The 25,482-nt window shown below is 69.7% G+C and carries 27 protein-coding genes; 13 read left to right on the forward strand and 14 right to left on the reverse strand.

Annotation, left to right across the window (positions count from 1 at the left end; translation table 11 throughout):
- Positions 1 to 75 precede the first annotated feature (75 nt).
- Entirely contained in the window at positions 76 to 411 is a 336-nt protein-coding gene (locus ACWFR3_RS25275) for an STAS domain-containing protein (RefSeq protein ID WP_453736902.1), read from the reverse strand.
- Positions 412 to 1,413: 1,002 nt separating this feature from the next.
- On the opposite strand from ACWFR3_RS25275, the gene ACWFR3_RS25280 reads away from it, so the two are divergent.
- Positions 1,414 to 1,572: a hypothetical protein gene (locus ACWFR3_RS25280; protein WP_453736903.1), complete on the forward strand. Its 159-nt coding sequence runs from the start codon at positions 1,414 to 1,416 to the stop codon at positions 1,570 to 1,572.
- Positions 1,569 to 1,976, forward strand: coding sequence for a hypothetical protein (locus tag ACWFR3_RS25285; protein ID WP_453736904.1), 408 nt, complete (start codon positions 1,569 to 1,571; stop codon positions 1,974 to 1,976). The genes ACWFR3_RS25280 and ACWFR3_RS25285 overlap by 4 nt, the downstream gene beginning before the upstream one ends.
- A 571-nt stretch (positions 1,977 to 2,547) precedes the next feature.
- On the opposite strand, the gene ACWFR3_RS25290 is transcribed toward ACWFR3_RS25285, so the two are convergent.
- Positions 2,548 to 3,114 (reverse strand): hypothetical protein, encoded by a 567-nt coding sequence (locus tag ACWFR3_RS25290; RefSeq protein WP_453736905.1) that lies wholly within the window; start codon positions 3,112 to 3,114, stop codon positions 2,548 to 2,550.
- 181 nt (positions 3,115 to 3,295) lie between these two features.
- Here ACWFR3_RS25290 and ACWFR3_RS25295 point away from each other — a divergent pair, with 181 nt between their 5' ends.
- Entirely contained in the window at positions 3,296 to 3,919 is a 624-nt protein-coding gene (locus tag ACWFR3_RS25295) for a TetR/AcrR family transcriptional regulator (RefSeq protein WP_453736906.1), read from the forward strand.
- Between the two features lie 157 nt (positions 3,920 to 4,076).
- On the opposite strand, the gene ACWFR3_RS25300 is transcribed toward ACWFR3_RS25295, so the two are convergent.
- Both ACWFR3_RS25300 and ACWFR3_RS25305 read right to left on the reverse strand, forming a co-directional pair.
- Complete coding sequence (locus ACWFR3_RS25300; protein WP_453736907.1) at positions 4,077 to 5,309, reverse strand: cation:proton antiporter; 1,233 nt, start codon at positions 5,307 to 5,309, stop codon at positions 4,077 to 4,079.
- 89 nt (positions 5,310 to 5,398) lie between these two features.
- Entirely contained in the window at positions 5,399 to 6,361 is a 963-nt protein-coding gene (locus ACWFR3_RS25305) for a S8 family peptidase (protein ID WP_453736908.1), read from the reverse strand.
- A gap of 646 nt (positions 6,362 to 7,007) precedes the next feature.
- On the opposite strand from ACWFR3_RS25305, the gene ACWFR3_RS25310 reads away from it, so the two are divergent.
- The 4 genes from ACWFR3_RS25310 (at position 7,008) to ACWFR3_RS25325 (ending at position 9,677) form a co-directional block, all read left to right on the forward strand.
- Positions 7,008 to 7,253: a DUF6479 family protein gene (locus tag ACWFR3_RS25310; protein WP_453736909.1), complete on the forward strand. Its 246-nt coding sequence runs from the start codon at positions 7,008 to 7,010 to the stop codon at positions 7,251 to 7,253.
- A gap of 834 nt (positions 7,254 to 8,087) precedes the next feature.
- Entirely contained in the window at positions 8,088 to 8,291 is a 204-nt protein-coding gene (locus ACWFR3_RS25315; protein WP_453736910.1) for a hypothetical protein, read from the forward strand.
- A gap of 176 nt (positions 8,292 to 8,467) precedes the next feature.
- Positions 8,468 to 9,250 carry a GNAT family N-acetyltransferase gene (locus ACWFR3_RS25320; RefSeq protein ID WP_453736911.1) on the forward strand — a complete coding sequence of 261 codons (783 nt, stop codon included), beginning with the start codon at positions 8,468 to 8,470 and terminating at the stop codon, positions 9,248 to 9,250.
- 49 nt (positions 9,251 to 9,299) lie between these two features.
- The gene (locus tag ACWFR3_RS25325; RefSeq protein WP_453736912.1) at positions 9,300 to 9,677 is read left to right on the forward strand and encodes a hypothetical protein; all 378 of its coding nucleotides are present in this window, start codon (positions 9,300 to 9,302) and stop codon (positions 9,675 to 9,677) included.
- A 154-nt stretch (positions 9,678 to 9,831) separates the two neighbouring features.
- Here ACWFR3_RS25325 and ACWFR3_RS25330 read toward each other — a convergent pair whose 3' ends face one another.
- Both ACWFR3_RS25330 and ACWFR3_RS25335 read right to left on the reverse strand, forming a co-directional pair.
- Complete coding sequence (locus ACWFR3_RS25330) at positions 9,832 to 10,329, reverse strand: universal stress protein (protein WP_453736913.1); 498 nt, start codon at positions 10,327 to 10,329, stop codon at positions 9,832 to 9,834.
- A 189-nt stretch (positions 10,330 to 10,518) separates the two neighbouring features.
- Positions 10,519 to 11,064 carry a DUF1707 SHOCT-like domain-containing protein gene (locus ACWFR3_RS25335; protein WP_453736914.1) on the reverse strand — a complete coding sequence of 182 codons (546 nt, stop codon included), beginning with the start codon at positions 11,062 to 11,064 and terminating at the stop codon, positions 10,519 to 10,521.
- A 589-nt stretch (positions 11,065 to 11,653) separates the two neighbouring features.
- Here ACWFR3_RS25335 and ACWFR3_RS25340 point away from each other — a divergent pair.
- The gene (locus ACWFR3_RS25340) at positions 11,654 to 12,796 is read left to right on the forward strand and encodes a phospholipase D-like domain-containing protein (RefSeq protein WP_453736928.1); all 1,143 of its coding nucleotides are present in this window, start codon (positions 11,654 to 11,656) and stop codon (positions 12,794 to 12,796) included.
- A 60-nt stretch (positions 12,797 to 12,856) separates the two neighbouring features.
- On the opposite strand, the gene ACWFR3_RS25345 is transcribed toward ACWFR3_RS25340, so the two are convergent.
- Positions 12,857 to 13,378 (reverse strand): hypothetical protein, encoded by a 522-nt coding sequence (locus tag ACWFR3_RS25345; protein ID WP_453736915.1) that lies wholly within the window; start codon positions 13,376 to 13,378, stop codon positions 12,857 to 12,859.
- Positions 13,379 to 13,724: 346 nt separating this feature from the next.
- On the opposite strand from ACWFR3_RS25345, the gene ACWFR3_RS25350 reads away from it, so the two are divergent.
- Both ACWFR3_RS25350 and ACWFR3_RS25355 read left to right on the forward strand, forming a co-directional pair.
- Positions 13,725 to 14,405, forward strand: a complete 681-nt coding sequence (locus tag ACWFR3_RS25350) for an adenylate kinase (protein ID WP_453736916.1) — start codon at positions 13,725 to 13,727, stop codon at positions 14,403 to 14,405.
- A gap of 156 nt (positions 14,406 to 14,561) precedes the next feature.
- A complete protein-coding gene (locus ACWFR3_RS25355; RefSeq protein ID WP_453736917.1) occupies positions 14,562 to 14,996 on the forward strand; it encodes a VOC family protein in 435 nt (144 codons plus the stop codon).
- Between the two features lie 258 nt (positions 14,997 to 15,254).
- Here ACWFR3_RS25355 and ACWFR3_RS25360 read toward each other — a convergent pair whose 3' ends face one another.
- Positions 15,255 to 15,845 carry a TetR/AcrR family transcriptional regulator gene (locus ACWFR3_RS25360; protein WP_453736918.1) on the reverse strand — a complete coding sequence of 197 codons (591 nt, stop codon included), beginning with the start codon at positions 15,843 to 15,845 and terminating at the stop codon, positions 15,255 to 15,257.
- Between the two features lie 87 nt (positions 15,846 to 15,932).
- Between ACWFR3_RS25360 and ACWFR3_RS25365 the strand changes: the two genes are divergently transcribed.
- Positions 15,933 to 16,139: a hypothetical protein gene (locus ACWFR3_RS25365; protein WP_453736919.1), complete on the forward strand. Its 207-nt coding sequence runs from the start codon at positions 15,933 to 15,935 to the stop codon at positions 16,137 to 16,139.
- A gap of 235 nt (positions 16,140 to 16,374) precedes the next feature.
- Entirely contained in the window at positions 16,375 to 17,307 is a 933-nt protein-coding gene (locus ACWFR3_RS25370; protein ID WP_453736920.1) for an alpha/beta fold hydrolase, read from the forward strand.
- Between the two features lie 212 nt (positions 17,308 to 17,519).
- On the opposite strand, the gene ACWFR3_RS25375 is transcribed toward ACWFR3_RS25370, so the two are convergent.
- The 6 genes from ACWFR3_RS25375 to ACWFR3_RS25400 all read right to left on the reverse strand — a co-directional run bounded on the left by ACWFR3_RS25375 (position 17,520) and on the right by ACWFR3_RS25400 (position 24,461).
- Complete coding sequence (locus tag ACWFR3_RS25375; RefSeq protein WP_453736921.1) at positions 17,520 to 18,407, reverse strand: DUF2637 domain-containing protein; 888 nt, start codon at positions 18,405 to 18,407, stop codon at positions 17,520 to 17,522.
- 2,654 nt (positions 18,408 to 21,061) lie between these two features.
- Entirely contained in the window at positions 21,062 to 21,682 is a 621-nt protein-coding gene (locus tag ACWFR3_RS25380; RefSeq protein ID WP_453736922.1) for a dihydrofolate reductase family protein, read from the reverse strand.
- The gene (locus ACWFR3_RS25385; protein ID WP_453736923.1) at positions 21,682 to 22,188 is read right to left on the reverse strand and encodes an SRPBCC family protein; all 507 of its coding nucleotides are present in this window, start codon (positions 22,186 to 22,188) and stop codon (positions 21,682 to 21,684) included. The genes ACWFR3_RS25380 and ACWFR3_RS25385 overlap by 1 nt, the downstream gene beginning before the upstream one ends.
- Before the next feature lie 3 nt (positions 22,189 to 22,191).
- A complete protein-coding gene (locus ACWFR3_RS25390; protein ID WP_453736924.1) occupies positions 22,192 to 22,533 on the reverse strand; it encodes an ArsR/SmtB family transcription factor in 342 nt (113 codons plus the stop codon).
- Positions 22,534 to 22,714: 181 nt separating this feature from the next.
- Positions 22,715 to 23,278 (reverse strand): EF-hand domain-containing protein, encoded by a 564-nt coding sequence (locus ACWFR3_RS25395; protein ID WP_453736925.1) that lies wholly within the window; start codon positions 23,276 to 23,278, stop codon positions 22,715 to 22,717.
- 412 nt (positions 23,279 to 23,690) lie between these two features.
- Positions 23,691 to 24,461, reverse strand: coding sequence for a hypothetical protein (locus ACWFR3_RS25400; RefSeq protein ID WP_453736926.1), 771 nt, complete (start codon positions 24,459 to 24,461; stop codon positions 23,691 to 23,693).
- A gap of 148 nt (positions 24,462 to 24,609) precedes the next feature.
- On the opposite strand from ACWFR3_RS25400, the gene ACWFR3_RS25405 reads away from it, so the two are divergent.
- Positions 24,610 to 25,482: MFS transporter (locus tag ACWFR3_RS25405; protein ID WP_453736927.1), on the forward strand; the 873-nt coding region annotated here is incomplete at its 3' end.

A 25,482-nucleotide genomic window follows, 5' to 3' on the forward strand; every position in this document is an offset into this window, starting at 1 on the left:
TGCCGATGCGGCCATGACCTCTACGACTACCGGGGCAGGCCCTCTCCGGTACCTGGGTACCCGGCAGTGAAACGGTCAGCAGACGTCGACGAGCCGCAGGGCTTCAATGTCGTCCCACCCGTGTTCGGTGAGCCTTTCCCGCAGCGCCAGTTCGGGGGCGGCGCGGATGAGCAGGCGCTGGGGCGGGCGGAGATTGTTGGCGAGCGCGACGAGGGTCTCCAGGGCGCTGTTGGCGAGGTAGTGCACGCCGGTCAGGTCGAGGGTGATCTCGTGGGTGATGCGCCGCTGATCGGTCAGGGCTACGGCCAGCGCGCCCTTATGGGCACCGAAAACTTCCCCGATCAGGCGCACACTGTCAGAATTGCCCGCCGGCACGATGAGCAGGGAATCGTCGCTGAAATAAGTGTGCATAGAACGTCCCGGACGCTGTGCACCGGCGAGATCGGACGAAGCCAGAAAGAGGGGAGCCTCCGAAGTGGGGCGGCGTCTCTCGCGGTGCTATGTGGCGGGCGCAGGGGCCCGCTGGTGCAGCCGCTGGCGAAGGAGCCCCACTCCGGGCTCATCAGATCGCCGGTACGCCGTTGCCGCGCTGACGGCAGCGGTCATCCCACGGACTATGCCCCCAGCGTACTCCCGCACGGGGGCGGCCGATAGAGCAGTAGAGCGCTTTCTATCTGTTCGAACTGCTCTTATAACCCAGGGTAGTTGTACGGTCCCTCACTTCCCGGACACTCGTGGAACTCCTCCCGCGCTGGTCAGGCAGTGGCCCCTGCGGCCAACCGCGACGGGAGCCGGACGCGGCCGCCGCCAGGTGGCTCGAATCGGCGGCGGTCGCACCGGCGCGGGGTATGGCTCCCCATACTTCCCTCGCGCCGGTGTCCCCACGGGCCCGGGGGCGCGGGAGTTGCCCCGGACCGGGACATGAGGACGTCCGGGCCGAGGCTGCGTTCGCTGCAGAGCGTGTCCCCGGCCGCTTAGGGGGTTCTTGCCTCACTGCGCGCCGCCGGGGTCTTGGGGGCAAAGTACGAGTGCCCGCCCGCCGATACCGTAAGCCGGCGCGGCCGAGCGAAGTCGGCCCGACTCCGGTACGCCGAGATCAGTATGAGCCGGGCGGTGCGGGGTGGCATCGGCGTCTTCCAGCAGGCGCGGCGCACTTGGCCCTGCAGGGCGCCGCAGGACACGATTCCCGCTCCTCGGCACCCTCCTTCGCGGACGTGGAGGCGGCATGGTGATGCCGACGCAACCATGGACGCCGACGACGAACTCCCGCAGTGCCGGCGCCCACAGCCGGGCAGCACCGACCGTGGAGGGGAGCCATCGCGGGCGGTACGCCCTGCTCCCACTGTCCTCCCCCGCCGGAGCTCGAAACGGCGGAGGCTCACGCATTTCCTCTACGCCACAAGGCTGCACAGCATGCGACGGCCGCTGGACCAGTTCCACGCCGCGCGCGAGCAGGCGACTCCACAGGGCCGCGTACCGCTCAAGCGGCGGGCCGTCGAGGGTCTGTCAGGCGGGCAACGGCAGCCCTCCGTATGGCTGTTGAGTGCCGACCGTGAGATCGTCCCGCAATGACCGACACTGCCGGGGACACGCTTTCGGCGCGCCCCGATGACCGCATCGCATCCGTCCTGCGCTTCACGGTAGAACTCGTCGCCTGGGTGGCGACCCCCTGGGCGCTGGCCGGCCACTCCTGGCCGCTCGCCGCTCTGTCCGTGGTGGTCCTGATCGGCCTTCCCACGTGCTTCTCCACTCCTGGCGACAAGACGAACGTGATCATCGCTGTACCGGGCTGGGTCACCATCCTTCTCGTGCTTCTCCAGCTCGCCGCGGCGGTGACTTCCTCGTGGCTGGCTTGGCCGCCGTGGGCAGCGACCCTTGTAACCCTGACAGCGATCACCACCCTCGTCACCGAGCGCCGCCGCTGGAGGTGGCTGGCTGCCGGTGCGCCGCCTGTCGCACATGGCGGACCGGCCTGACAGCAGGCCGAGCTCCGGATGTCCAAACGGCCTTTCACCCCGCGGCGGCTCCCGCCGGCGGCCATCTGATTCCCGCCCGTACCGGCCGGGGCGGGCCTCCACACCCCCGCGTCCGGGTCCGCTGCGTCGTGGCGGGCGGGCCGGGCGCGAAGTCGTCGTGGTCGACCGAACCACGGGCTCACCGACCGTGGCGGCCGGGCCTATGGACGTCGGCCGTGCTGGTGTAGTGGTGCTCGTGGGCAGGTAGGGGCCCAACACCTTTGCCCCGTCGTCACCGGTGGGGGTTGGACTGCGGTGCGTGGGCGCCGGACCGCCCTGTCGGGCACTGCGTCGTGGCGCGTGCCGCCCTGTCGAACACCGCGTGGTGGCGCGTGCCGTCGGGGCCCGGCTCAGGCCCGGTGACCACGCGCACTGCCAGGCCAGGCGCCACCAGTACCGCGGCGTGAGGGACGACTTCGCCCTCGGTGCGCTCCCTGTGCTCATCGCGTCGAGTGCCAACTCGCCGTTCACCGGTACCGTGAGGCCGTGACACCGCTTGTATCGCGGGGAGCGCGACCGGGCCGCCGCCTGGTCAGTGTTCGGTGCTGCGGTTCAGACGCAGGGCGGAGACGAGGAAGAAGACTCCGCCGAGGAAGGCATAGCCGGCCAGCGTGCTCAGCGAGGCGTCGTCCTTGCCGGCCTGCGCGACGAAGGAGGCTCCGGCCAGGGTGGAGATGGCACCACTGGCGATCATCGGCCACTGGCCTCCCATGCTGCGCCGCAGGACGCCGACGATCAACTGGACGAGACCTGCGGTGATGGCCCAGGCGCCCCAGACGCGCAGGACGGCCGGGATGCCGGAGGCCGCTGCGGCGGCCAGACCTGCGGTGGTCAGGGCGCTGAGCACGATGTTCGCGTACAGACCGCGCACCGGTCCGCCGCTCGCCCGGGCGGCCCTGGCGTCTACGACCGCGCACGCCACGTCGAACAAGGGGTAGATCACCAGCAGGGTCGCGCTGAGGGGGCCCAGGGTGTCGGCGGACGTGAACAGCAGGCCCGCCCAGATGGCAGCGAACGCGAAGCGCACGAAGTACAGGCGGCGCAGCGCTGCGGAGGCACTTGCGGCAGGGGCAGGAGCGGTAACGGTGAGGGCGTCCATTGAAGGTTCCTTTCGGTGAATGCGGCGTGGTGCGAGTGGAGAGCGCGGGAGGTCGGCCGTAACCGAGCCGCCCGCGAGCCGCCATGAGGGAGAACGTTCGGTCTCGTGTCTCATCTAAAGACGTCACCGCCCCCCTGTCAAGACCGAACGTTCTCCCTCATCGGCTGGTACGGTGGGCGCCATGAGCGCGCGCACAGAAGGCGGGAGCACGTCCGAGGCACGATCCCGCCTGCTCGACACAGCGACCCGGATCTTCTACGCGGAGGGCATCCACTCCGTCGGCGTGGACAGGATCATCGCCGAAGCCCAGGTCACCCGTGCCACCCTGTACCGGCACTTCAAGGGCAAGGAAGAGCTGATCCTTGCCTACCTCCAGCAGGCCGACCACGGCCTCCGCGCGCAGACTGAAGCCGCCGTGGCGCAGGGCGGGCCGGCGGCCGACACGGTCAGGGCCGTCGCCCGGTCCATCGCCGACAGCATCCAGTACTCCGGATTCCGCGGGTGCGCCTTCCTGAACGCGGTAGCCGAGTATCCCGACCCGCAACACCCTGTCCACCAGGCCGTGCTGGCGCACCGGCAATGGTTCCTGGAAACCGTCACGCACCTGCTGGGGCAGGCCGGCTGCGCGCCCGCCGACGCAGCAGGACGCCACTTCGTCATGCTCCGGGACGGGGCCATGGCGGCCGGCTGTCTCTTCGACCCGGCCCTGATCTCTGAGACGTTCCTGCACGGTGTCGAAGGCATCCTGTCCGCGCGCACGGCCCCGGCACCTGAACCGGGTACATCACCGGCCCCACCGGCATAAGCAGGCGGGCGGACACCTGCCCGCGGGCAGCGCCAAGCGGTGCCGTACCGGCCTCCTGCGCGTCCTCGAGGGCGGTCCCCAGTCGAGCCGGACCTGCCCGGCCCGGGGTGGACGATCCGCCGCGGGCCGCGCAGCCGTGGCTATGGGCAGCATCCGGTCACCACGCCTCCGATTCCGAAGCGGGTCCCTCCGGGATCGCGGCCTTGCCCCCCATAGCCCCCTCGTCCCCCTTGGCCCGTACTCGCAGTGCGAGCAGCGGGAAGACGAGGACGGAGACCATGGCGGCGCCCACCAGAGCAGCCGCCTCCCCCTTCTCCAAGGCCCCCTCGTCCAGCCCGATCGTGGTGATGGCGACGACGAGCGGCAGACACGTCGAGGAGTACAGGGTCAGGGCCCTGCGGTCGCAGGGATTCAGGTCGCGCGGTGCCAGGGCGTAGGCCGGAAGTCCGCGCACGACCAGGAACAGGAGCAGGAAGACCGGCAGCAGCAACAGGGCCCGGCCGCCGTCGAGCAGCGAGGCGAGGTCGAAGTTGATGCCGGTGACGATGAAGAACAGCGGGACAAGGAACCCGAAGCCCATCGCTTCGACCTTGCCCAGGACCTCTTCGCTGCTGTCGGGCGCAGCCCCCTGGAACACCAGCCGGGTGAGCAGACCCGCCGCGAAAGCGCCCAGGAGCACGTCTAGGCCGAAGGCCGCGGACAGGGCGAGCATCCCGGCGAGCAGCAGCATCACGAAGCGCACGGCGAACTGGCCGCTGGTGTGCAGCGTCGTGCGGATGATCTGTGCGAACCAGGGCGGGTGGGGGCGCAGCGCCCAGTAGATCGCCGCCGCGGTGATGAGCGCGAAGGCGGCGAGCACCGCGGTGGACACTCCCGGTGTGCGGCCGCTGAGCAGCACCGCCATGGCGATGATGGGCCCGAACTCGCCGACGGCGCCGAAGGCCATCATCACGGTGCCGAAGCGGCCGCGCAGATCGCCGCTGTCGCGCAGGATCGGCAGGACGGTCCCCAGGGCGGTGCTGGTGAGAGCGGTGCCGATGACCACGCTCCGGGCAAGGTCCATGCCGGTCAGCGCGAGGGCGATACCGAGGCCCAGGACCAGCGAGATCATCCAGGCCCAGACGGAGCGGCGCAGGGTGTCGCCCCGGATGGCCGCGAACTCGATCTCGTACCCGGCCAGGAAGATGAGCATGGACAGGCCGAGTTCGGACAGCGTGTCAATGACCTCGTCGTGATGTGCCCAGCCCAGGACATCGGGTCCGATCAGGATCCCGAGCACGATCTCGAAGATGACCAGGGGGATGCGTACCCAGCGTCCCGCGCCGTGCGCCAGCAGCGGCGCGAGGACGGCGACGGCTGCGATGAGGATGAGGGTTCCCGGATGCGTCATACGGCCGCCCTCACCCGCCCGCCGGCCTGCGCCGTTCCGCCGGCCTGTGCCGTTTTGCTGGCCTGTGCCGTTCCGCCGGCCACTGCCGGTCAGTCCTTGGCCGAGGCGACCGCGGCCTCGGCATCGACGATGCCGAGGCCCAGCTTGGCAACGTCGTCGGGGTTGCGCGCCGTGCCGCGGATGGCCTTCATGATCTGGTCGGGGGTGCGGTCCTGCTGGTGCAGGAGGGCCGCGACGGCGGAGACGTAGGGGGCGGCCATGGAGGTGCCGTCCAGTTCCCCGTAGCCGCTGTCGTTCTTCAAGGTCTCCTTCGTCTTGTAGGTGGGAAGAGTGGAGAGGATGCCGACGCCGGGCGCCGAAACCGCCTGCTGCGCGCCGAAGTTGGAGAAGTCGGCGGGCTTTCCGCCCTGGTCGCTGGCGCCGACGACCAGCACGGGCGTGTCGACCTTGTAGGGCTGCAGCGCGGTGCCGTCGTTGCCCGCCGCGGCGACCACGACCGCGCCCTTGTCATGGGCGTGCGTGATGGCCTCGTTCAGGACGCCGCCCTTGAGGAGACGGGCCATCAGGCCGCTCTCCCCCAGCGAGAGGTTGATGACGTCGGCGCCGTGATCGGCGGCCCAGACGATGCCCCGGGTGATGTCGGCGTTGTCTCCCGAGCCGTTCGGTCCCAGCACCCGCACCGGCATGATCTTGGCGCCGGGGGCGCCGCCCGCGATGCCGACCCCGTTGTCGGTGTGGGCGGCCGCGATGCCCGCGACATGTGTGCCGTGGCCGTTGGCGTCCTTGGGTTCCTGGTCGCCGTCCACGAAGTCGTGGCCGTCGACCAGGCGGCCTTCGAGGTCCGGGTGGTCGAGGTCGGCGCCGGTGTCGACGACAGCGATCACCGTGTCGTCGCCCTTGGCCTTGTCCCACGCACCGGGCAGCTTCAGCGCGTCCAGTGCCCACTGCTGGTCCCGCATCGGGTCGGGTTTGCTCTCCTCGCCGCACGCGGTGCTCAGCAGCAGGATGGCGGCGAGGGCAGCGGCGAGCCGGAGCCGGGTACGGGTGCGCATGGTCCGAGCGTCGGGGTGGTGGAGGCGTGGCGCATGCGGGGCGGACCGTGCGGGCGAACCGTGTGGGGCGGGGTGCTGTATCGGTGGCCGCATGCGGGGCGTCGTGATAGTGACCGTGCTGAAGCGCCGTAGGGGTGACAGCGGGCCCACCCCCTGTGTGCCGGGCACTGTGCCGGCACAGCGGCGAGGCCTGCTTCAGCTCGGCCTCGGAGCAGGGGTGGGCGGGCGCCCCTCATCACGCGCGTCGCGACGGGCCCTTCGGCGCCGGCTGAGGTTCTGCATCCCAGCGGCGGGAGGGCACACGCCGCAGCCGGCCGTCCCCGGGCTGGAGACTCGCACCTCCCGCGCCGCGCCCCATCCCAGTCCTCAGCTCAACAGGCGGGGAAGCGTACTCCAACCTCCCCAGGTGGCACGCGCTTCCCCGCCCACGGCGCCGGGGTACCCCGCCCGCTGATGTTCATGCAGCGCGATTCCCCCTGCTTGATCCCCGCAGACACTGGCGTGCCCGGCGCCGCGACGCCTGGGTGCAGTGTCGAGCCCCCTCTATCTATACGGTCGTCCGCAAGATGCACGCAGAAGGCAAGGGTTCGCGCGAACCATCCGAGTGGGCGCGGCATTTTTCGCGCGTACCGGGTACATGAACGGCATGCAGACTCACAGCTACACCGTTCTGGCCGTCGAGGGCGGCGGCTCGCTGGTCTTCATCGTGGTGGGCCTGATCGTGGTGATCGGCCTCCTCGCCATGTTCATCAGCGGACGGCGCCGCGCGGCCCGGCGCACCGAACCCACCAAGCCCGCCCAGGCCGCCGCTCCCGTCAGCGGGGAGGCCCAGCGCGGCACCACCTGGCAGACCCCCGACGACGACCCCGACCAGGGGCACCCCCACCCCTGACAGGCCGCCGACCACGCCAGGGACCCGTCGTGTGGTCCTCGCCGTATGGTCCGCTGTGTGGTCCGGCGCATCGCTGCGGCTCACCCGACGCGCCGCCTGGGCTTTGTAGCCGCCCGCGATCCCTCGTCGAGCATACGGATGGTCACCCGTCGCCCGTGCCGATCAGTCCGCGACCGCTTGCGGGCGTCTCCGTCAGTTTTTGACGTTGTCCTGACGGGAGGTCAGGGCGCCTTGACGCAGGCTTGATACCGGGAGAGACCGCTCGTAAGAGAGCCGCAAAGACCGCCCTGGGCTGGCCCTTTGTGCGGCGTTCGGGGCTTAGATTCCTCTTCGGCCGCCGGTGGCCGGCCGCGGGCGTCAGTGGCATGACGGCACCCGGGGCGCAGCTGTCCCGGGAGCATCCCGGCGCATCTTGCGGTGCGCTCCCGCGCAGTGCCACCGGCAGGCCGGTGCGCGGCCGCGATCCTCACCGCTGCCCCCGCGCGCAGCCTTGCCGTCGCCGGGACCCCTGCGACGGCAAGGCCGACGGCACCACCACTCCCCTGTCACTTCGGCGGGCCCCCGCGCAGGTGCGCGGCCTGCCGCAGACATTCAGAAGGCCTCCCCCACCTATGCATTCCGCCGCACCGCCCAGGTCCACGCCGCGCCGCCCCAGGCCCACGCCGCACTGCCCCTGGCCCCCGCCACGCCGCAGCAGGGCCGGGCGCATCCGCACCCGCACGAACCCCGGCCGCGGCGCCGCCGGCCCGGCGGGCTCTTCGCCCTGACCGTGTTCGCCCACGACCGCGCATCACCGCGGTCTCCGTCCACCAAGGCATCCGTGAGACGGGCCTGATGTCCCCGTACGCGCTGGAGGCCACGCCCCCGACCAAGGTCGCCGCCCACGTCGTACGCCTCTGCGGCCCGGCCGTCGAGATCGTCAACGGCGGTTGCTACGACCGCGACCAGCGCATCCAGCCGACGCCGGCCGCGACCGAGGACCGCACGCTCCAGCGTCTCAACAGGCTCGCCGACCTGCTGGTCGACCGGAATTCTTGAAGAAGTCCCCTCCGACTGTGCCCGGCGCGGTAAGAAGAGGAGCCGCCCGTGCCAGAAGAACACGGCCGACCACGGCAGAAAGACCGGTCAGTGCTGACCGGCTCGCAGGGAGGCCCCGGACCCGTCAGTCCTGGCCGCCCCGCCCACTCCTTCGACACCGTCCCCCGGGAGCTCCCATGCTTGAACTGGCCGCCGATCAGATCCCGCCCGTCTCCCGCTGGTTCGCCGCCGGATCCGCGGGCGCAGCCGTGCTGCCCGAGCATGTCCTGGCCACCGGAGCGGGCCGCTGGTGGGCCGACCGGGCCCTGGAACCACGGGCCCTTGGCGTGTCCTGCGGAAACCAACTCCTGCTGCGCGGCGACCCCTCCGCCCTCACCCCGGCCGCCCTGATCGCCTTCCCCCGCCACCACGTCCAGGCCCCCACCCGCTTCCTGCCGCTGCTCGGCGCCGCGTTCGACCTTGTCGTGCCGTGGGAGCAGATGGTCTACGTCCACCAGGAGCCACCGGCAACGGCCAGACGCACCCCACGCGGGGTGGTGGTGCGCGCGCTGACCGCAGAGGACACCGAAGCACTCACCGATGCCCTCGCCTCCGACTCGGCCTGGATCTACGCAACCTGGGAATCGCCCGCGGCCCTCACCGCCTCCGGGCGGGCCGTGGGGGCCTTCCACAAGGACCGCCTCCTCTCGGTGGCCTGCACCTACCTCCGGGGCAGCGTCCACGAGGACATCGCCGTGGCCACCGTGCCCCAACACCGAGGCCGCGGCCTCGCCCTGGCTTGCGTGACGGCTCTGTGCCGGGACATCGCCGCGCGCGGGGCGACGCCGAGCTGGACCTGCTCCCGCGACAACCGGCCGAGCCGGCTGCTCGCCTGGACGGCCGGGTTCCGCCTGACACGCGAGTACGTCCACTATCTGACCGGGCAACCGTCCCGGCGCAACGCCGGACTCACGGCCTGAAGCCTCGACCCTCCCCTGCCCGACCCGAAGACGGAGAACAGGCCACCGGATGAAGAGGCAGAGCCGTACACCGCTGGCCACGGCGACGATCCTCGACGGCCATCACACCCTGGCCGTCCGTCGCCTGAAGCAGCACGACGACTCCTTCACCGTGCACTACACGATCACCCCTCCGCTGCCGGACGGAGACGACGACGCCCCGGTGCTCCTGGCCCTGGAGGCGACGGACGATGTGGGCAACGAGTACCTGGACTGGGGCGGCGCCTATGGCACCGCCCCCGACGGCACGTACACGGACGGCAGCATCACCGGACAGCCCTCCCTGGCGGCAGCGGCCGGGGAGGTGCGCGTACGGATCATTTTCCTGCGCGGGGGCCGGGAGTCCGCGTGCACCCTGACCCTGCCCGTGCCGTCTGCGCGCGGCTGACAGACCCGCTACACCACGACTCCGCCCCCAACGGAGCCCGCCCGCTCCGTGACGGATACTTGACGGGAAAGGCGGCAGTCGCAGCTCGCCTGTGACGGTCCGCCGCAAGTAGCGGGCAGATTCCCAGGTCCGCCGCCTCCGCCAGCGGTTCTCGTCAGGTACCGCCGCCCATCAACTGCCTGGTGTCCAGCGGCAGCCACCGGCCGAAGCGGCCGTGCAGCGAGGCAAGGTCAGCTTCGAGAGGCGAGGGCGGCACGGCGAGCACCGGGCAGCCGGCGTGCTTGACGCAGTAGCGGACCACCGAGGGCACCACGGCGCGGCGCCACCCGCACCTCCGCCCGGCGCCGAGCACCAGCAGGTCATCGGGCCGCTCCGCGATGGCCACCAGCGCCGGCCCGGGGGCTCCCAGGGCGGCCAGGCCCTGCCAGGCGACACCGGGACCGGCACAGCCGAAGGCGGCGTCGAGGCCGTTCCGCAGCCGCTCCACCGCCTCCCGGCGGAAATCGACCATCGTCGGGAACACCGCCCGCCGCTGGGCCAGTGCACCATCGGGCGACTGCCAGGCCAGCACCGCCACCAGCTCGGCGCCCCTGCCTCCTGCTTCCTCCGCCGCCCGGTGCAGGGCCCTCAGACTGCCCGGCGAGCCGCTCACTCCGACAATGACACGCTGCCGATGACCACCGGACACCGCCCGATCAACCCCTCCACGAACACAGGCATGGCTTTCGTCGCCTCATGAAAGCGCGTGGGAGGGCGTCCGGTCCCGCGGCAGACGTGAGCCTGACGTTCTCCTGACGCAGCACGTGGCGAGAGGGGCGACAGGGACGAGCCGGGGGGAGCGTTAACGTCGCGCGTGGCGGACCGTGAGCCGTCCGTAGCCCATGGCCCCGGAGATCCGGATGCGCGGCCCGCCGGGACCGGAGGGTTGCCGTGTCTTGTAGCGCGTGTCCTTCCACCCGGTGTGCAGGCCCTCGATGTCGACGATCGCGTCGCGAGGCACCGTGATCTTGGCCTTGCCGGTACCGAGTTGCAGCTCGATATCGACCGCCGGATCCTCGAAAACGGCCCGGGAAAGGTCCAGGTGCACCTTTCCGTAAGCGGATTCGACCTTGAGGATCCGCGGTACCCGCCAGGGGCCGCGCCGGTGGATCCGTCCGCCGGCGGCGGCAATCGTGGACGTGGTGGCCGCCTTCTCCGCCGGGAGCAAGGCCAGGACCGTCGCGAGCTCGCCGCGGGTCTTGACGGTGAGCACCTGGTCGAGAGCTGCGTCCATCTGTTCGTGGGCGAGGTGCCCTTCGGCGTACGCCGCCTGCAGGCGCTGTACAGCCGCATCGCGGGCATCTTCGCTGATCGGCGATGTCGGGTCGTCCGGCGGCAGAGAGGTCACCGCCTCACTGTAGTGCCGCACCCGTGAGGCGGTAGCGCCAAGTCCCTTGGGGAGCAGGGCAGTTACTGGGGGCCGCCGACCGCTCCACTGGATCAGCTGCTGGCGAACGGCCAGCGCTCCTTGTCGTACTTGCCGGGACGTGTGCGCTTCTCGTCTTGTCCCGGCCGTTCCTCCGTCGCCGAGCCGGGGTCGGGCCGGTCGACCACCACCCTCCGGCAGGTGCGCCAAGGAGCGGGCACAAGAGATCAGGGGCCGAACCCGCCGACCGAACTTCCAGGTCGCGACCTCGGCCGCCAGTGTTGCCGGTATTCCCGGTATTGCGGGTATTGCGGGTATTGCGGGCGCCGGAGAAGCGGTCGAGAAAGCGCATCCGCAGAGGCCCCCAGCAGCTCCCGTTGCGCGCCCGGTACAGTCAGCTCGCCGCTCAGCCCGCGCCGGACCGGGCGCCGCGGCCCGAGGGTTCCTCGTCGAGTACCGGCCAGGTGACATCATGACCAGTACGCACGAGCCGCCCGAGCTGAGCCGCCAGTCGCCCGGCGGGGCAGGCGGGGCAGGCGGGGCAGGCAGGCCATCCGCCGAAGACCGCATCATGCGGATACGGCGGCGCCTGGAGCGGCTGATCGGGATCGCGGCAACCGAGGGCAACGCGCTCACGCCGCTGCGCAACGGGGATGAGATCTTCGCGGCCATGCTCGCCGGCATCCGCCGTGCCGAACACACCGTGGACATGATGACGTTCGTGTACTGGAAGGGCGACATCGCGCTCCAGTTCGCCGAGGCGCTCGCCGAGCGGGCCCGCGCCGGGGTGCGGGTGCGCCTGCTCCTGGACGGGTTCGGTAGCCGGCTGATCGAGACGGAGCAGCTCGAGGCGATGGAGCGAGCGGGGGTGCAGGTGGCGTGGTTCCGCAAGCCGCTCTATCTCTCACCTCTCAAGCAGAATCACCGCTGCCACCGCAAGGTCCTGGTCGTCGACGAGGAAAGCGCGTTCACGGGCGGGGTGGGGATCGCGCAGGAGTGGTGCGGCGACGCGCGCAACGAACACGAGTGGCGCGACACCCATGTCGAGCTCCGCGGGCCCGCGGTGGATGGACTGGCCGCCGCGTTCGCGCAGAACTGGGCGGAGTGCCACGAGGAACTCTTCGACGGCCGTGACCGGTTCATCGAGCACCGCCCGCAGGGCGGCGCCATCGTGCAGGTGGTGCGCGGCTCGGCCAGCTTCGGCTGGCAGGACATGCAGACTCTGATCCGCGTGATGCTGGAGTCGGCCGAGGAGCGCGTCCGGCTGTCCACCGCGTACTTCTCGCCGGATGCGTACTTCATCGAGCTGCTGTGTGACACCGCGCGGCGCGGGGTCGAGGTGGAGATCCTGCTACCGGGCCCGCACACCGACAAGCGCGTCAGCCAGCTTGCCGGCCAGCACTACTACGAGGATCTCACCGCGTGCGGGGTGAAGATCTACCAATACCAGCCGACGATGATGCACGCCAAGGTCATCACCGTTGACCGGGTCGCCGCGCTGATCGGCTCGACGAACTTCAACCGCCGCTCCCTCGACCACGACGAGGAAGTCATGCTCGCCGTCCTGGACCAGGAGTTCACCGCGAAGCTGGACGGGCATTTCGACGACGATCTGACGGCCAGTGAACGCATCCGGGCGGGCCGCTGGAAGAGGCGCTCGGTCCTTCAGCGGTCCCGGGAAGTGGCCATCCGGCCGATCCGCCGCTTCCTGTGACCCTCCGGGCTTCCGGGCTTCCGGGCTTCCGGGCTTCCGGGCTTCCGGGTCGTCACTGCCTCAAGCCGGCCGCAGGCGCCCGCCGTGGCGCAGCCGCAGCCGTCGCCGGGGGTGTGAGCGCAGCACCGGATGGACGTTCCAGCCCTGTTCGGCGGCGACTTGCAGCACGTAGCCGGCGCCGGCACCGCGGAAGTAGTGCGCTCCGAGGTCCAGGTCCCGGTGGATCGAAGAAGTCTCCGCCCGCTGGGTCTGTTTCTCGACGCGGCGGGCCACGCGCGTCCGGTAGTAGGCCGCATCGCCCTCCCGGACCAGCGCTACCGGGGTCACGCACCACAGCGGGATGAACGGCACCCGGCCCAGCGTGGCATCCAGCACCCGTACCGCACCGTTCTCGGCACGCGGCACCACGTAGACGATCAACTGCACCACGCTCGCGATGCCGAGGCAGCACAGGGCCAGCAAGATCCACGCCAGCCACCACAGCGGCAGAAAGATCACGGTCAGGGGAAGCAGTACCAGCCAGCGAAGCAGCGCCGGGCGGGCGGGAATCGGCCCCCAGGCCGGGTCGTCATAGTCGCGCACGGGCGCTGTGTTCCCCTCGGGTCAGCCGTCACTTGACAGTGCGCCGCGAGTGTACGACAGGGCCAGCTCTGCGCGGCGCTGCGGGCGTGCCGGCGCCTGCACGGCCACGCCGGGCCACGCCGCTCGATGATCCCGAGCCCGGACGGACCGTGAACCCGCCGACGCTGAGCGGAAGTTGGGCGTCCGGGCGCGACATGGAAATACCTGCGCACCCGGCGAAAGGAAAGTCGCCCGGTGCCTATCATCTGCTGGAATACGCACAGGGCATCTCCGCAGTCACGACGCCCCGCCACTTCGCATCCTGCAACTGACCCCCGGCCACGCACGACGAAGGGACACCTCATCGATGCGCATCCTCCTGATCGGGCCGCCCGGAGCCGGCAAGGGAACGCAGGCCATGCACCTTGCCGCGCGTCTGTCCATCCAGCACATCTCCGCCGGTGACCTGTTCCGCGAGCACATCGACCGGGGCACCGAACTCGGGCAGAACGCCCGCACCCACATGCGCGCCGGCCTGCTGGTCCCGGACGAGGTCACGATCGGGGTGATCAAAGAGCGCCTTGCCCGCCCGGACACCGCGCGCGGATTCCTGCTGGACGGCTTCCCCCGCAACCGCGCCCAGGCGCAGGCGCTGGACGGCATCCTGGCCGAGGCCGAGTCGCGGCTGGATGCCGTACTCGATCTGGAGATCCCCGAGTCCGAGGTGGTCAGGCGGATCGCCGGACGACGGCTGTGCCGTCAGGACCGCGAACACATCTTCCACGTCGACTACAGCCCGCCTGAAAAGCCGGGAGTCTGCGACGTATGCGGCGGTGAGCTGTACCAGCGCGATGACGACCGCGAGGCAACTGTGCGCAGGCGCCTTGAGGTCTACCGCAGCGAGACGGCGCCGGTCGTCGATCACTACCAGGCCCTGGGTCTGGTGACCGCGATCTCGGCCCTGGGACAGGTCCATGAGGTCCTGGAGCGTGCGCTGGTCGCGATCGACAAGGGCCAGGTCGATGCCTCTGGTGCATCGACCTGCTGACCCCTCCGGCCGGACCCGGACGGTGCGCACCGGGCAGATGCCGGCAGGCGCCGCCTCGACTCAGGTGCGCACGCCGCAGGGCCACAGGAGTCTGTTCCAGACTCCCGCTGTGCGGGGCAGGATTGACCGCCACCGACACGGAAGTAGCGTGATCACATGGAACAGCGCATCACTCTGGTCACCCTGGGGGTTTCCGATCTTGCTCGCTCCAAGGGCTTCTACGAGGCTCTGGGCTGGCGGGGGCAAGAAGTCGAGGAGACCGTCTTCTTCCAGGCCGGTGGCCTGGGACTCGTCCTGTGGGACCGCGGCAAACTGGCGCAGGACTGCGGTCTGGAGCCCGGGCCGGCGGTCGGTTTCGGCGGGATCGCCCTGGCACACAACGTCCGGTCCGACGCGGAGGTCGATGCTCTGCTCGCTGTGGCAGAACGGGCCGGCGGGACCATCACCAAGCCGGCAGCGACCAACGCCATCGGCTTCTACTCCAGTGCCTTCGTCGATCCGGACGGCCACGCTTGGGAGATCGCACATAATCCCGGATTCCCCCTCGCCGAGGACGGCTCGATTACTCTCCCCGATTTCGGCAGCCTCTAGAACTGCAGCGACAGACATACAAGCCCGCCACCTCACGCACCAAGTCCTGATCAAACGGCCACCTTCGCGGACCTGGGAGGGTGAAGAGCTCCGCGATCGACAGGGGCCGACTTCGCCTGCTTTCCGGGCCCACCACCGACGTCAGGCAACAACTGAAGCCGGGACCAGCCAGCACACACCGCGCCCCTTGCACGCCCCCTGACGCAGGGCGGGCTCTGCTCGGGCAGACGGCGAAGCGCGCGCCGTGCCGGACCGATCTCAGCCGCTCGTGCCGAGAGTCTGCGCAAGTGCGTCGAGGGTCACGCCGACGACGGCACGCAGCTGCTCCGGGCTCGTTCCGGCTCTGCTCATGACGGCGAGGGACTGGTTCACGGCGGCCAGGTGGGTCGCGAAGGACTGGGCCGCCTCGTCGTTCAGCCGGGCGGCCTTCAGCGCGGCGTGCAGCCGGGTGTGCTGGAAGCCGATCGCCTCCCGCGCACGCGCCGCGACGCTCGCGCTCAGCACTGGGGTCGCCATGACGGTTTGGGCCACCAGGCATCCGTCGGGCAGACCGGGGTCCGCGATGCGTTCCAGGGTGATGTCGAAGAAGGCCCGCGCGGCTGCCAGGGGCCGGTCGGCGGCGCAGGACAAGGCGGCGTCGTACTTGTCTCCGTAACGCGTGGTGTAGCGCTCCAGGCAGCGCAGGAAGAGCGTGTCCTTGCCGCCGAGGGAGGAGTAGATGGAGCTGCGGTTGAGTCCGGTCACCCGGGACAGGTCGTCCAACGAGGTGTCCGCGTAGCCGGCCCGCCAGAACTGGACCATCGCGGCATCGAGCGCCGTGTCGACGTCGAACTGCTTCTTGCCTGCCATGCCGCACCTGCCTGCTGCTCTGCCTTCTTGGTGGAGACCATCATCTCATCTTGAACTAAGCAGTTCAACATGGGTTAGGGTGCAGGCATGGTCATGGCCGCATCCCCCGCAAACCGCACAGCGCAGCGACACGCGCACCGCGTGCTCGCGGCCGGCGCCATCGCGGTCATCCGCACCGTTGTCGTGACGGTCGGCACACTGACAATCCCGCTGTGCGCGCTGTGGGACCGCATTTCATCGTCGGCACTGCCTTCGCCGGCGCGGCGGTCAGAACACTGTTCCGACACGGCCTGAGCGTCACCGACGCCCTGTGCGACCCAGGCAATCGAGCCGAACTCAACACAAACCAGCTTCTTGTCCCTCTACTCCGAATCCGGCCCCGGGTCTCCAGCCCAACGCTCGCCGCTCTCGTCGTGTCCAGCGATCTCGTGGGCATCACCCTCGGCCGGCACACCGAATCAACCAGCGCACCTGACACCTGACACCTTCAGCAGACCGTCACCCCACCTCACACCAGTGGAGGAGAATCATGAATGACTCCGCAAGCGCCCCCCGCGTCTCCGGCAACCCGGTCCGCGACCTGCCGCTGCCCGACCTGGCCGGTTTCACCCACCGTTGGGTCGACGCGGGCGGCGTCCGTCTTCACGCGGTTGAGGGCGGCCAGCCGGACGGTCCAGCCGTCGTGCTGCTCGCCGGGTTCCCGCAGACCTGGTGGGCCTGGCGCAAGGTGATGCCGAACCTGGCCGACCGATTCCACGTCATCGCGATTGACCTGCCGGGCCAGGGCCACTCCGAACGCCCGGACATCAGCTACGACACGCATACGGTCGCTGCGCACGTCCACGCCGCGGTCAAGGCGCTGGGAGTCTCGACATACTGGCTGGTCGCCCACGACATCGGCGCATGGGTCGCCTTCTCCCTCGCCTTGAAGTACCAGAGCCAGTTGCGCGGCCTGACACTGCTCGACGCCGGCATCCCCGGCATCACACTCCCTGACGCCATCCCGACGGACCCCGAACGGGCCTGGAAGACCTGGCACTTCGCCTTCCACCTCGTGCCCGACCTGCCCGAGACACTGCTCACCGGCCGCGAACGGGAGTACGTCGGCTGGTTCCTGAAGGCCAAGACACTCTCCTCCGCCACCTTCGACGACGCCGAAATTGAGCAATACGCCGCGTCCGTGGCCGCCGACGGCGGTCTCCGCGCATCCTTGGCCTACTACCGGGATGCCGCCGAGTCGGCGCAGAAGAACCTCGCGGCGCTGGAACAACAGCGCCTGACGGTCCCGGTTCTCGGGATCTCCAGCAGCCACGGCTCCATCCCCGACATGGCAGCTTCCATCAGGCCATGGGCCGACCACGCCACCGGGATCATCGTGCCGGAGTCAGGACACTTCATCCCCGATGAACAGCCCGATGCCGTCGCTGCCGCGTTGACCGACTTCATCACCGAAGACGATTGAGACCGGGCGGGAGCAAGTGTCACGCAAGGCGCTCCGTTCAGGCGGTGATCACGGGCTCGATCAGGGCCCGGCGCCCGTCGGACAAGTCGCTTTTGGAGGGCTGGCGCTCACTGACGGAGTTCCAGCGCGGCCAGGCTCTCTGATCAGCGCTGATGCGGTGGCCCACACGTGCCGGCGACGACAGAGACGAGATCACGTCACATACCGCCCTCTCAGTCCGCGGTGCCCCGTGCCAATGAGTCACCGACTGCGATACTGCTGTGCTCAAGCCCGGACGTGTTGTGCCCGGGCCCATACGTATCAGCCCGCACCATGGTCACCAGCATGCGCGACCTGGCCGCACCGACGTGGAGCCGTTTACGGAGCGTCTCCGCCGAGATCGGCCGCTGGAATGCCTCCCAGTGGCGGGCGTCTTCTTGACGGGCCCGGCCGAGCAAGTCATCCCCATTTGCCCGCAACTCGGCTCCATCCTCCGTGCCCGCGTCCGGGGAGGTGGTGGCCGGCGAGCAATGGAGGGCACGCTCGCGCCGGGCAGTCGCGGCCTCCGCGACAGTGTCAACTGACGTCGGCCTGCACTGCATTGCGCTGAGGATCTGCAGCATGCCGGGCCCTACCTCCGCCCAGCCGATCAGCAGCAGAGGTCCGACCGCGTCAAAGGCCGCCTTCCCGAACTGGCCCGTGACCAGCGGATCCGCCACGTTCAGCGCCAGCGTCATCGTGCCGGAGAACATCAGCAACCGGCGGGCGGGGCGCATCTGCTCACGCCCCGCCCCGTGCAGCGCCATATGACGAATGGCCAGCAAAAGGCCCAGCACCGACAGATCCACGGCCGGGGCCACCAGCGGCGCCACCCACGGCGGCACGCCCAGACGCAGGGCCAGCGTCCACACGTTGCCAAAGCCGAAGAGGAACGTCAGCGCGACGACCGTGCCGGCGATGCCGGTCACCGCACGCAGCGAGACGCGCTGCTCGAGGGGCAGCGCACCGCGTGCGGCGGAAGCGGTCAGCGAGCTCTCGATGCCCGCCGTGGCAGCGGCGTCGGCGATGGCAGGCCCGGGCAGGCCGACGCACGGCGCGGGGCGGCAGTACTCAGAGATCATCGGCGGGTTTCCTCTCGTCTCGGTCGAGCACGCCGGGGACAAGGCAGGGATGAAGCGGCGACGCGGAATGCCACGGTGACCGGGCCGGTCGCGCCGGAGTCGGCCCGGTCCGTGCGGGTCCGATTCCGGACCTGCTGCAGACCGACTGGCTTCCTCACCGGTCCGGGTCGGGATCGTGGTGCCGGTCCCTCGCTCCTCTCGTACGGTGCTCCGTCACCTAAAGAGGCCGGTATCAGCCCTGCCTTTTGACACCGACCAGCGAAGTCGTGCTCTGGCAGCGTTTGCTGTTCACCTCGCCCGTGCTTGTGGCGGCTTCCGGAGCGCCTCTAGAGGATCCGCTCCACCCTGCTACGGCATGACTAAAACGCAGGTCACGACCCTCCTCCCCCGCCCCCGGAGCAGAGCCCTCTGCCCGACAGAGATCGCCCCCTGCCGCCCGCCGCATAGCAGCCCGTGAACGTTCTGTTTTAGGCGCCAGCTGGTCTTTGCTTGTCGTCAGTGCCTCTTGCCGGAGGCGTCATCGCTTCTGTTCGTGAGGGGAGGCACACCTTGGCCTACGGGCAACGCAGTTCCTGCGCCTGTGCACGTCAACTCGCCGATAAACGGCTGCCGCTGGACACCACCGGGCAGTGCTTTGCCCTGCTGGGGGCCTGATCCAGCGGGCGCGTTCGCAAGAGGCCACCTGGACGCTGGCGAGCGCCGGTCCGGCGCTGCCCGCCGTTGGCCGGGTTCTGCCACCGGGTTTCTGGACGCCCTGGCCACCATCGGTCTGAAGCGTCCGCGTCGTCTCGCCCGGCTGCGCCGAGCGGCCTACCGCTGGACCGTTGCCACCGTGTACGAGGCGGCAGATACGCCCGTGCCGGCGCCGCCCGGCTTCCGCTCAGCTCCGCCGAAGCCGCCGGGGGGCCATCCGGACCCGGTGCTGGCCCGCGCAGTCCGAGTCGGAGTCCTGACCCGGACCGAGGCCGACCCGATCTGCCGGTCCGTCGGGAACAGGGGCCGGTCCCGGGCTGGGCGCGGTCGCACCACAAGGCTGCGCCCACTGTCTATCAGGCAGGCCCGCCTGCGCGCCGAGCTCCGTCTGCGGGCCTGCCTCCACACGACGCAACGGACCACCGACCAGCCCGCGCCGGCCAGCAACACGATCACGCAGACCGCCGCATGCACACAGTCCACGCCAGTTTTCGACGGCCGTGTCAAAAAGAGCCGCATAATCTGGCCTCTTCTATTGCGGGGCAGTGACGGACTGACCCCGTGCCAGCCTCTGCCATCTGCTCATTGCCGGGCACGCCGACGCCCTTTTCCCCTCCGGCGCCCGGGCCGCGGAGCCCAGGGTGGTGATCGCGCTGACCAAGTCTGGTTCTGGGCCGAGGCGTTGCAGGGTGGGAAGCGGACTGGGCGGTCCGTCCGTCCGCTCTACGGGTACCCTCAACGGCCCGTGCGCCAGCGCACGCGACGGCGCCGCAGGTCACGCACCGTTCACACAACGAACCGTCGTAATGCCCGTCCCTGCCGCTGTCGCTGTCGTTGTCGAACCGATGACCGAAGCTGGACCACACACCACACGTGCGTGATCCCGGAGAGTCAGGGCGTACTCATGGTGCGCGCCTCTGTTTCCGGAGCGGGGCCTGGGCGTACGACCGCATAGGGGAGACCGGAACGCCCGGGTGTCGTCAGCCCGTGTGAGCTCGCCGTGCATGCGCGCAGCGGCCTCGTCCGCCGCGTGCGAGGGCCAGGGGATGTCCCAGACGTCCGGCGGCTCTCCGCAGCGCGCCCTGACGCGCCAATCAGACATAACCGTGCCCGCGCCAAAGCCGCAACTGTCGCCCGCCCGCAGGCGTGCCACGGTCGTGCGGTTGTGCGCGACATGCGCTTCCGGCTCTGCCGCGCGCGAGTGAGCCAGGCTGCCGAGCAGCCGCACTGCAAGGGCACAGGAGGACCTCCTCCGGAGCCCTTTACCATTCGGCGAAAATCATAGGGAATATCTCCGGTGATCGGATCGGAAAGCATATGGAGATAAAATCAATCGCCTGCATGCACACAGCCCCTCCCCCTCGCCGTTACGTCTGTCCGAGTGCTCCTGCGGACATAGGAGTTGCAGACTGCACATGAAGCCCTGGCGCCCCCGATGACCTCCAACAAGACTCGGGAAGCGGGCTACCTCTCTAGCAGGCAGGCGCACGGGCAGGCCGGCAGGTCAGGGGATTCGGCCATCAGAAGGCGGAATTCCACGAAAGGTCCTTCCCTGCCGATCGAGGCAATCACCGCCAAACAACGCGGCCAGCGGCGCCCGCGACGTGTTGCGGGGCAACGCGACGTGTTGCGGGGCAACAGGAATCGGCTCGGCCGGGCCGTCTGCTAGTTGCGATATCCAGGCAGAATGCTGCGTCCGGCAAAGGGCGCGTAGTTGATCACCAAGTGGACGCGGTGCTAATTGCACAACTGCAGCGGTCATTTACGCAAGGCGGATCCTCGTGTGCGGGGTGGGGACGGCGTTTACGAGCGGCTGACCCCCCTGAGGCGAACGAGCGAGCCCTCTCGTCGCCGATGGTCCCGGGACCGGGACCGGGGACGTTGCAGTGCGCTCGCTGGGCAGTGCTCGAGGCCCACGGCATCGTCGCTCCCGCCGGATTCCTAGTGGCTGCCCAGCGCGCTCAGCGCGGATGCACGGTGTAACTCAGATGCGTCGTCCTCGGCGAAGGCTCGGCACGGATCAGCTCAAGAGCCACGCGGCTCGCGTCGACGCCCTCGAACAGGCGGATTCCGGAGCCGAACAGCACGGGCGAGAGGGCGATGGTGAACTCGTCGACGAGGCAGGCGTTCACGTACTGCAGGATCGTGGCGCCGCCGCCGGCGATGCGGACGTCGCGGTCGTCGGCGGCCTCGCGGGCCTGATCGAGCGCGGACTCGATGCCGTCGTTGACGAAGTAGAAGGTGGTCCCGCCCTGCCGCACCCAGGGGTCACGCTTCTCGTGCGTCAGGACGAACACCGGCGTGTGAAACGGCGGATCCTCGGGCCACGCATGCTCGCCGGCGTCGAACATCCGCTTGCCCATCACGCTGGCGCCGGTCCGCTCGAACGTCTCGCGCACGATGTCGTTGTCGCGCCCTTCCTCGCCGCCCTGCCCGAGCTTCAGGTTCTCCCGGAAGAACCGCTGCGGGAACACCCACTGCTGCAGTTCCATCCACTGCCGCCCCATCAGTTCTTCGGGGGACGCGGGCGCGATGAAGCCGTCGAGCGACATCGATACGCTGAAGAACACGTTGCCTGCCATCAGTCCTCAACTCCCTGCTGGGCGATCTCCGTGACGTAGGCAGCCAGGTTGCCGAGAGTCTGCTGACCGCCCTCGATGGCGCCGTGCTTCTTGATCGCCTCGTCGCGCAGCTCCCGGGTGGGGAACACCGTGAGCATCTCGATCCGGGTCGTCTGCCCGTCGGGCGTGAACGTGAGAACCGACTCGAACGCATGGGGGTCGCCGCGGTACTCGCCGTGGAGCATCGCGATCCGCTCCGGCGGGACGATCTCGGTCCAGGTGATCCACTCGCTGTAATCGGTGCCGTCCGGCCCGTGCAGCACGAAGTCCCACTCCCCGCCGACGCGGAACTCGAAGGCCCGCGTGGTGGTGGTGAACCCCTGCGGCCCCCACCAGCGCGACAGGTGCCGCACCTCGGTGAACGCCTTGAAGACCAGTTGCGGGGGTGCGTCGATGTGCCGGGAAATCACGATCTCGCGGCCGGCCGTCGCGGACTGCGCCGGCGCTTCTCGCCCTGTCGAATCCATCAGTTACTCCTGGTGCCCTTCCCGCTTGAGTTCTTGCACGTAGGCGTCCAGCCGGTCGAAGCTCTCGTTCCAGAATTGTTCGAACCCGCCGGTCCACTCATGGACCGCTCGCAGCCCGCGTGCGTCCAGGTCGTACAGGCGCTGCTTGCCCGCCTTGCGATCCCGCACCAGGCCGACTTCGCGGAGTACCCGCAGGTGCTTGGACGCCCCGGGCTGTGTCATGCCCAGCTCCTCGGCGACCTCCGTCACCGGCCGTTCGCCTGCCCGCAGCAGCACCAGGATGTCCCGGCGCTGCGGCTCGGCGATGGCGTTGAAGACGTCTGACGTCGTCGCTGCTCGTGCCATGACGACAAACGTATACCCATATCGGCATGCGTTTCAAGGGTCACCGGTGCGGGAAGTGAGCGCAGCCGAGGGTCGGCGTTCGGCGCCGTCGAGCTCTCCGCAGGGGCCGGGGCTTGCGTCGACCTGGGAGTAGTCGGGCGAGCAGTGGCGTTGAGGCCCCGCCCGCCCGGTATCCCTGCCCTCAGGCGGCCGCCGGCGGCGCGCCGAAGAGCCAGTTGCCCGGCGCCCCCGGATCACTGCTCGTGAAGAACTCCACCACGGCCTGCTTGAGTTCGCCCCTGGAGATCACACCGTTGGCGTTGCGGTCGATCCGCTGGAAGCTTTCGTCGACCTCGTCGCGCGCCACGCTCGGCGACTGCCCCAGCACGTACGCCCGGTACGCGTCCGGCGTGATCTCTCCGGTGTCGTTGATGTCCACGATGCTCATGAGCGAATCCAGGACCCTGTCGCAGACTTCGTCCGTGAGCGAAGTGTCGCTGAAGAGGGCTCGCACCGAGCTGACGTAGACGGACCGGGTGAGGTTGCCCGCGCTGTCCGCGTTGTGCTCGTGTGCCTGCTGCCAGGCGCGGCGGTAGGCGTCCACCAGTGCTTCCTCCTGGGGTGACTGGGGGGCGTGGTTCAGTTCCTTGGCCACGCGCTGCCCCATGAGGACATGGTCAGCCTCGGTCAGGATGCCGTCGCCGTCGGTGTCGAGGAGGTCAAAAGCGTGTCCCATCTTCGCCGTCAGGAAATCCTGGGCAAGCATGCTGGTGGTCCTTTCGTCGGGCACCCCGGACACCTCCGCGGTGCGGAGCGGGTCGCGCCATCGTGGCGGCAGCCACTCCCCTCAACACCCCGTGCCTGTCTCCCTGTTGTGATCCTCAGCAGGGCTGCCTGCACCCAGTACGGCTCTCCGACCAGCGGTGATCACTCCGATGAGGTGGGCTCCGGCCGGACCCGCAGGGAATGAAATGAGACCAGATGAGTTAACCGGCAGACTTCTGTTGATACACGGCGGTACAAGCGCACCCCCCGGGCACCTCCGGCGGGTCACGGACGCATGACGCCGGGAGCCAAGCGCCGGGCCGCGGCGGACATATTCGCGCAGGCGCGATGGGCTGTTGCCGCCGGGTGGAGGCGGTAGTGGGCCGCGAGAGCTCCCTTCAACGCGGGCCCCTTCAGCGCGGGCTGCCGTGCCTGCCCGCCAACTGGAACTGATGCAGGGTCCACCCCTTCCCTTGCGGATCGACATCGCGAGTGGCGGCTCTGAATATCTCTGCCGCGCGGCGATAGGAGAGACGACCGCGGCGGGTGAGGAACAAGGGCCCGTCGACGCGGCCGAGCACCAGCAGAGGCAGCACTCGCGCCGAGCCGTCGCCCCAGCGCAGGGCCGGGTTCCTGCGCTGCAGGGTTCGGCGTCCGGGCACATCCAGGTCGTCGACGTCGAGGGCGAGGATGCGTTCGATCGGTGCGCCGGTTTCGTACAGCAGATGCCAGAAGGTCTGTTCGCGCAGCGGGGCGGGCGACTCCAGGATGTCCCGGGCCTGGCGGGTGGTGATCCGGGTCCCTGCGTCCGGCGGGTGCGTTCCAGGGAGCGGGCGCAGTAGCGCCGTGGGATCGCCGGCCAGCCAGCCCTGCGCCCGCCACCACGTAACGGCGCCGACGAGGATGGACAGCTCCCGGTTGGCGGTGCGGGTACCTGCGGTTGCCGACCGGGTGGTGAGCGCCGTCTGCAGCCGGGCTGCGGCGTGGGGGGTGTCCAGGAGGAACAGAGGCAGGGTCGGCGGCACGGCGTTGCGACGGTCTTTGCCTGCCGGTGGCGGGCGGTCCGCCAGGGCCCAGGCCCAGGTGGTCAGGGCGATGCGGTAGATCCGGCGCGAGCCGGTGCTCAGGGAGGCGGCGGTCAAGTACCGGTCGACGGCGACCGCGTACTCCACAGGCTGGCTCAAGAGATCGCCCTTCGCTCGTTGCGGTACGTGACCGCAGTAAATTGCTCACACGATAGGGCTTCGGCCATCATAAGTTGACTCCCCTCGGCTCAAGATGTTCCGTCGACGGCTCTGGCGTGTCGTCGTCGGGGCCGTGCAATCTGCGCCCATGCCTCTTGATCGACGTCTTGCGGTGATGCGGGAGCGCGACTTCCGCCGCTTCTTCCTGGGGTACGCCACCTCGCTGCTGGGATCTGCGATGACCTCCATCGCTCTGACCTTCGCGGTCCTGGAAACCGGAGGCGGAGGCACCGAGTTGGGCTGGGTCCTGGCTGCGCGGATTCTGCCGCTGGTTCTCATGCTGCTCGCGGGCGGAGTGCTCAGCGACCGGCTGGGCAGCCGCCAGGCGATGCTGGCGGCCGATGCCGTGCGCTGCCTGACACAACTCGGGCTGGTCGCGGTCCTGCTCCAGGGCGAGCCGCAGCTGTGGATGCTCGTGGGTCTGGTCGCCCTGTGGGGTGCGGCGGAGGCGGTGTTCACCCCGGCTCTGGGGGCCCTTGTGCCGCACATCGTCAGCCCGGACGCGCTGTCCGACGCCAACGCCCTCCTGGAGGTCACACGGTCGGCCGCAAACGTTGCGGGCCCGGTGCTCGCGGGCCTGCTGACGGCGGCGCTGGATGCGTCCGCGGTTCTTGCGCTGGATGCGGCAAGCTACGCGGTGAGCATGGTCGTCCTGCTGCTGTTGCCCCGCGCGGCAACGTCCAGCGTGGCGGTCCCCTCGTTCTTCGGGGAACTGGCGGCAGGCTGGGCCGAGTTCAGGTCCCGCACGTGGCTCTGGGTGATCACCGCGCACGTGTGTCTCTTCAACCTCTTCGTCTGGGGACCGTTCTTGGTCCTGGGCCCCGTCATCGCCGAGCGGCGGCTGGGTGGGGCATCCGGGTGGGGTCTGGCCATGGCTCTTTACGGGGGCGGCGGGCGGGGTGGGCGGCGGGGGCATGGGGGGCGCCGGGGCACGCCCCCCCCGCGGGGTGGCACCGCGGGC

The organism is Streptomyces sp. NPDC055189 (genome assembly GCF_053606765.1).